Here is a 6,610-nt window from a genome sequence, read left to right on the forward strand (position 1 = left end):
ATGAAAACCAGTAAAAAATAGCATTGAAATATATTATGTATACAGATTAAAAACAATTTTGCAGGCGATACATTAAGAATATAGCACTATTTAATAAAATTAAACAATATTTTTCAGGATGATGATCGCACATTATAGCATATTGTATTAAAGTTCCAAATATTCTTTGTAGATTAACCTGAAATTTTTATTTTAATTACCATTTAATAATTTGTACCACAGATCTGCAGTTTTTTCCCATGTAAAATTCTCTGCAAATTTTCTTGAATTTAATATAAATTTATCCTCATTTTTTATTATGTATAAAATTTTATCAGTAAATTCATTAATATTATTTACTAAAAATCCATTATAACCATCAATTATTGTATTGACTACGCCAGGAACTTTAAAAGCAACACTTGGTGTTCCAGAAGCAGAGGCTTCTATAATAGATAAACCCCACCCTTCAGTAACGGAAAAATGCAGATTAACCCATGATTCCCTTATTATTTTAGCAAGTTCATCATATGCTAACCTGCCTGTAAAAACAATATTATAATTTTTACCTTTAATTTTATCTTTGATTTCATTTAACAATATACCATCGCCAACAATTACTAATTTTAAATTATCTATTTTTTTGTATAAGTTTTCATAAACTGTTATTGCATATTCTGGCCTCTTATATTTTCTTAATCCGCCAAAATACAATAATTGAACGTTGTCTGTCTTTTTACCTTTATGAAATAAATTTAAATCAACTCCAGGAGGTATCCTTACAATCTTATCTTTTTTAATTCCTAAATTAATTAAATCATTTGCAGATGTATCGGATTCTGTTACAAATATATTATTTTTGTATATAAATGGATATAATTTCTCTAAAAAAGTTATAATTTTTGCAAGAAAGAAATTAACCTGACCTGGTAACGACTTAGCGTGCAAATGCCTGAAAAATACTATTACTCTTTTATCAGTAAACCATGGAGAAAACCAGGGAACAGCATGGCCCATATCATCTATTATGGCATCAGGATTTATTCTTTTAATCATTTTTCTTACATACAAATGAGTCCTTATGTTTCCTTTAATTCTGTATGTTATTATCCCATCAACATTTTCATATTCCAATAAATATCCTGGATTTACAGTTACTAAATTAACTCCAATATTTAATTTGGATAACCTTTTACCAACTTCATATATTGTCCTTTCTGCACCACCAGCCTTAGGGTGTTTAATATCTCTATGGGCGAACCATAAAATTTTCATTTACACTTAAATACTTTTCTTCTAAATAAAATTAAGCATTATTAATAGATGGAATTGCTTATTCAGGTATATTTTATAAGATCATCAACAATCTGAAGGTCAATAGGGATCATGGAAACATACCTCAGGCGCAGCGATATCGAGATAATTCACAGGGATATTAAGCAGGGCGGGTTTAATTCACATCTTCATGAGGAAGCTTTGCGAGACAGAGATGCACCTCAATCTAACGTCAACAAGAACGGTGATCCTCAAAATTTCTGCCACAATGCCAATGCAAAAATATCTCTACGCACATAAAAGGATAGAGAAACGGAAGATATGAATTGGCTTTGAATTCCTTGAAGCACTGCTGTGCGGATTCAAAAATTCCGGTGATCAGTTCGTTATGGCTATGAAACAATACATGATGAGCCCGTATAAATCAGCATAACATGTCATGAAAACCAGAGATAAATTAAATCATGGAGTTGCTATATAATTAACACAAAACTCAAAATACTAAAACAAAAATTAACGATTCTCCAAAGATCGCTTAATATAGTATCCCTTTTTCGTTGATCCTGTTCCTTGGTTTTTACGCATAAAAATGCGTGTAAATAAGCAGAAAAGGCTTGTAGCGAGGCATATACAACACGAGCAAAGATCTAGACACAAAGGAAATTGCCGTTAGATGAAGCTATTAACGTAAAGTTTAAATACACGTCTTCAGAAAAGATGACTATAGTTTATTAACAGCTAGATCCAACGAAATTTTCGATAGTACAATGAAATTAGCTTATCCGGCACGTATTTATAAAACCGTGAATTTCTAATTCGAAAAGCTATGAGGGATATGCCTTCCCCTAACACCAATTCGACGACATGGAATTTACTGTTTCTATCATAATTATATTCAACAGGGATCTCAATATATTTAACTCTTTCCTTTTTTAGGTAATAAAGAAGGGCTACATCAAAAAAGGCATTGCTGATAGTGATTTTGTTGAAGGCCCTCTGAGCATACTCTCGCTTGATAATTTTATAGCCACACTGCGTATCATTGATCTTTAGACCAAGAAATATCCGAACAAGCTTGTTAAATCCCCTACTTGGGAACCTTCTGATGAAAGGAATTCTATTTTCTCTATTAGAATACCTATCAAAAATAATTAAGTCATAATAATTAGTTAAATCAAGTGACTTTACTACTTCCTTTAAAGGAACACTGCCATCTGCATCCATTAATATGACGAAGTTTCCGGTGGCTGAAGTAATAGCACGCTTTATTGCCGCACCCTTTCCCCCTCGACCTTTTCCCTTGCTATAGGAAAGAAAGGAGTATTCCTGCATCATTATTTTGACATTAGATTCTGTTCCATCGTCACCATCGATAGATACCATTACTTTCCATTCCAAAGAATTTGATTTAATGTATTCGCATAGTTCGTATAATACTGGCATTAATCTTTTTTCCTCGTTATATGCTGGGATAATTACTGTTGAACGCTGATAAGCAATAGAATTAGCCTTAGTTGAGACCAAATCGTCCATTTTATCATTTATATTAAGATCATATTTAACGTTTCCCTTTAATTAGACCTAACAGGAAAAATCCAAAATTTGGTTTGAGAAGAACTAGTTTGTATGAATGCATAGATCCTGGCATACTATTATTCATACGTTATGTATGATGCTAAAGTCAATATCACACTCTGAACTGCATATCTAACGTATTTTAATTGCTCAACTTCTTCTTTAGCCTTAGAGATGTATTTTCGTTATCCTAACGGTAGAGAGGATTTCCCTGTTCTTCCTTACTATCCAAAAAGATTCACCTATTATAAGTCCGGAGGCAAAGAAGAGTAACACTGTAAAAAGATCGCCATTAAAACCTGGAAAGAACAAAATTAGAGCGAGCCTAGTCAAAAAAGCCAAAGACCATATCGCGACGACCCATCCAGGTCTCATATAATAAAGAATATTATTTTTAGAGAAGAATACAATACTTCTGGTTGTGTGGAATGAGATGTAGATACCAAAAACGAAGGCAATAAGAGACAAAACTATACCTAAGAGGGACGTACCGTAAGATACAGCTATAGAGAAGAGTATATAAAGGATAGGCGGGATGAATATTGAATATCTCCTAAAACGACCTCCTTTTACTGTCCTTATAATCTTCCTAAATACAAGTATTACGGATATCAGCAGAAATGATACGTATTTCAAGCTGACCAAATAACTCATCACAACACTGTATAGAAATTGATAGAGTGATTCAAGCTGCATTTATGTTCGCCATAAATAATGGATTTAAATAACTTCCATGCATGGGAACACCCTTACCAAGTTATCTGTGTAAACGAAAAAACGGAATTAGTACGAGCAGTAAAGGTGACGTTATAGAGGTAAACAGATGTAGTAAAGAGAAAGTTTCCGTTGCTAACAGGAAGAGATAATTCATTATCGCCATATAATACGTATACTCTAGTCACATTGCTGTTAACTTCAACACTGTATGTTCCTGGAGCTATGAAGAGTAAATTCGAACCAGACATTGAGGAAAATGACATTCCTACAAATTTTATAGGCAAACCGCTATAATTTTTTTTCAACAGGACAATTCCATCACATTCGAAATAAATTCCATAACCAGAGAGGACCTTTTCGTTTGTGAATTTCACGTAGTTTGTGTAAGATCCTGGCGATAGAGTCGTATTGTAGAACCAAACACTGTAAGGATCAGTAATAACATATTCTGGCGATCCGCTGTAATTATTTATAGGCAATACCCATCTGTAGTCCTGAGTAAATTGAGGCATATTATTTTGTATAGCCAGTGTAGAACCTTTAGGAACATAAGATACAGCTGAATATATGTATCTATCGTACTTTGTCTCGGTAATCCGTTCTGATGTTTGGTAATTTCCCCCAACGAAGTAATCAACGTAATTAAAATGATTATTATTATCGGTTAACAAATTGCCATAGGGTGTAAACAGTAAGAACGTTATTATCGATAACGAAATAATAACAATTAGTATACTCTTAACTTTTTTCCTACTTATCTTTTTCATACATTTTGATAGAGAACTCAACGCTCCTAAGAATATCGGTGCAGAAGTAAGTGCAGGGTATTGATACAGTATAGGCATAAGATATGGAGCATAATTATGAACAAGTGATAAACCGATATAAGGAATTATCATAAGTATATCTATAGAACCAAATGGCAAAAACGCTAAAGGAAGTGCTATCATTGGGTAATATATAATCTTCCTTACGGGCATAGATGTAATTATGGCCGGATCTTTTATTATTGCCGTATAATTTATTAAGCTTAAAGTATAAGAAGGCGATACTATATTGACTGCAGCAAATACAGCGAAGAAAGGTACAACTAGAGAAGCATAATAATACTTTGGAAGCCGCTCTCGTTTCACTAAGAGTACAACAAGATACATCAATATTATTAGAGGGGCCATATAATCGGTTATGGCTGAGAGGAACATGAAAAGGAGAGAAAACCTATATTTTTTATAACTAAGAAATGCAACAGCAGTAAGAAAAAGAGTAGGAAACAAAGCCATAAAGTGGAAATCAAACCATTCAACTCCGTATATTGGATAATAAAGCAGCCAGAGAATACCAAAGATAAATCCAAAAAACTCTGAGTTTAATATCTTCTTTGATATAAAATAAATAGGAATCGATCCTAACGAAATAAAAAAATCCTGAAAAACAAGTAGATACTCTGGATTCGGATCAAGAGAATAAAAAGGATATAGCAAAAAATAGATGAGTTTCCAGTAGACGATTGGCCTTGTTGATAGCGCATGAGAAATCAAATATGATGAAACCCCCAAATCAAAGACATATGAATGGAATGATCGGTATTTTTCCACGTACACGAATGAAGAGATTGTTGAGATCACGATTGTTATTAAGAACAACAAAGCTAGGTAACGGAAGCGCATCGTTCTAGTAATGAAAAAGTTCTTTATATAAGTATGTCATGAAAGCCTATGGCTATAGAAAATAAAGAGATTCTAGTTACAGGTGGTGCAGGCTTCATAGGGTCAAACTTCATAAATTATTGGTTAAAAAAGCACCAGAGAGGCAGCATTGTCAACGTAGACAAATTAACGTATGCTGCAAATCCTGATTATGTTGATCATAAATCATTCTCGGACAGATACGAACTCATTAAAGCAGACATTGCAAATGCAAAACAAATAGAATCCATTATAAAGGATGTAGACTGTGTTGTCAATTTTGCAGCGGAATCCCATGTTGACAACTCCATAAAATCTCCCGAACCATTCATACGCTCAAATTACGTTGGCGTTTACAATATTCTTGAGGCAGTTAGAAAATATGACATAAGATTCCACCAGATTTCGACTGATGAAGTTTTTGGCTCTTTACCTCTGGATTCGTCTCAAAAATTCGATGAACATTCACCCTATGCTCCACGTAATCCGTACTCAGCTACCAAGGCGGCTGCTGATATGCTTGTAAGATCGTATATCAATACCTACGGAATCAAGGCAACCATATCAAATTGCAGCAACAATTATGGTCCAAACCAGCATCGTGAAAAACTAATTCCTAAGACTGTTTACAATGCAATTCACAATTTTAGAATACCTATTTACGGTAGTGGAAGGCAAATTAGAGACTGGATACATGTACTGGATCACTGTAGTGCGATCGAAGCTATACTGGAAAGAGGCAGAATTGGTGAAACGTACCTTGTGAGCGCCAGAAATGAACAACACAACATTGATGTTGTAAAAAAGATACTTGGTATTTTAGGCAAAGATGAATCGCTAATAGAATACGTATCAGATAGGCCAGGACACGACGTGAGGTATGCAATAGACCCCAAGAAAATCGAGAATGAACTTGACTGGAAACCTTCAATACCTTTTGATGAGGGCTTGAGAGATACGGTGAATCACTATGCGTCATTATTTTCTAATGATCTAAGATAAAAACTGAAAGACTTTTACTAAGTCATATTGACATATTCTTCTTAATTTCATTCAATTTTTATCGCTAATTGCTATAGAATCGGTCTAAGGAGTTTATACGCAAGTAGTGGACCCCTCCTTCGAGGAATAAAATAGTTCGTGGATTATTGAAAAACCATTTGTTTCGGCAATGCGCCTTCTCCAAGGGAGGTAGGTATATTGTTATGCCCTCTTTAGTAATCATGCTGCAATGTTAAAAAAAGGCAAAGGATTATTTCCATCCTACCACTGCAGAATACAGAATAAGCAATAATGCCGTAGAATAGAACTTTCCTTAAGACAGATAGTTTACTAACAGCATGTTCCTGAGCTTTAGTGAAAAGTAATTGCCGTATTAG

General features: G+C 33.9%; 5 protein-coding genes. 1 reads left to right on the forward strand and 4 read right to left on the reverse strand.

The window, feature by feature from the left end; all coding sequences use genetic code 11:
* Positions 1 to 192: 192 nt before the first annotated feature.
* The 4 genes from AOG54_RS08955 to AOG54_RS08965 form a co-directional block, all read right to left on the reverse strand.
* Positions 193 to 1,254, reverse strand: coding sequence for a glycosyltransferase family 4 protein (locus AOG54_RS08955; protein ID WP_055032629.1), 1,062 nt, complete (start codon positions 1,252 to 1,254; stop codon positions 193 to 195).
* A gap of 738 nt (positions 1,255 to 1,992) precedes the next feature.
* On the reverse strand, positions 1,993 to 2,787 hold the full coding sequence (locus AOG54_RS08960) for a glycosyltransferase (protein WP_054964354.1): 795 nt from the start codon (positions 2,785 to 2,787) through the stop codon (positions 1,993 to 1,995).
* Positions 2,788 to 2,997: 210 nt separating this feature from the next.
* Positions 2,998 to 3,525 carry a hypothetical protein gene (locus AOG54_RS09775; protein WP_156324235.1) on the reverse strand — a complete coding sequence of 176 codons (528 nt, stop codon included), beginning with the start codon at positions 3,523 to 3,525 and terminating at the stop codon, positions 2,998 to 3,000.
* A gap of 53 nt (positions 3,526 to 3,578) precedes the next feature.
* Complete coding sequence (locus AOG54_RS08965; RefSeq protein ID WP_162200887.1) at positions 3,579 to 5,084, reverse strand: DUF2079 domain-containing protein; 1,506 nt, start codon at positions 5,082 to 5,084, stop codon at positions 3,579 to 3,581.
* 177 nt (positions 5,085 to 5,261) lie between these two features.
* Between AOG54_RS08965 and rfbB the strand changes: the two genes are divergently transcribed.
* Positions 5,262 to 6,233: a dTDP-glucose 4,6-dehydratase gene (rfbB, locus tag AOG54_RS08970; protein ID WP_054964352.1), complete on the forward strand. Its 972-nt coding sequence runs from the start codon at positions 5,262 to 5,264 to the stop codon at positions 6,231 to 6,233.
* Positions 6,234 to 6,610: the final 377 nt, after the last annotated feature.

This window comes from Acidiplasma aeolicum, from assembly GCF_001402945.1.
GTDB lineage: Archaea > Thermoplasmatota > Thermoplasmata > Thermoplasmatales > Thermoplasmataceae > Acidiplasma > Acidiplasma aeolicum.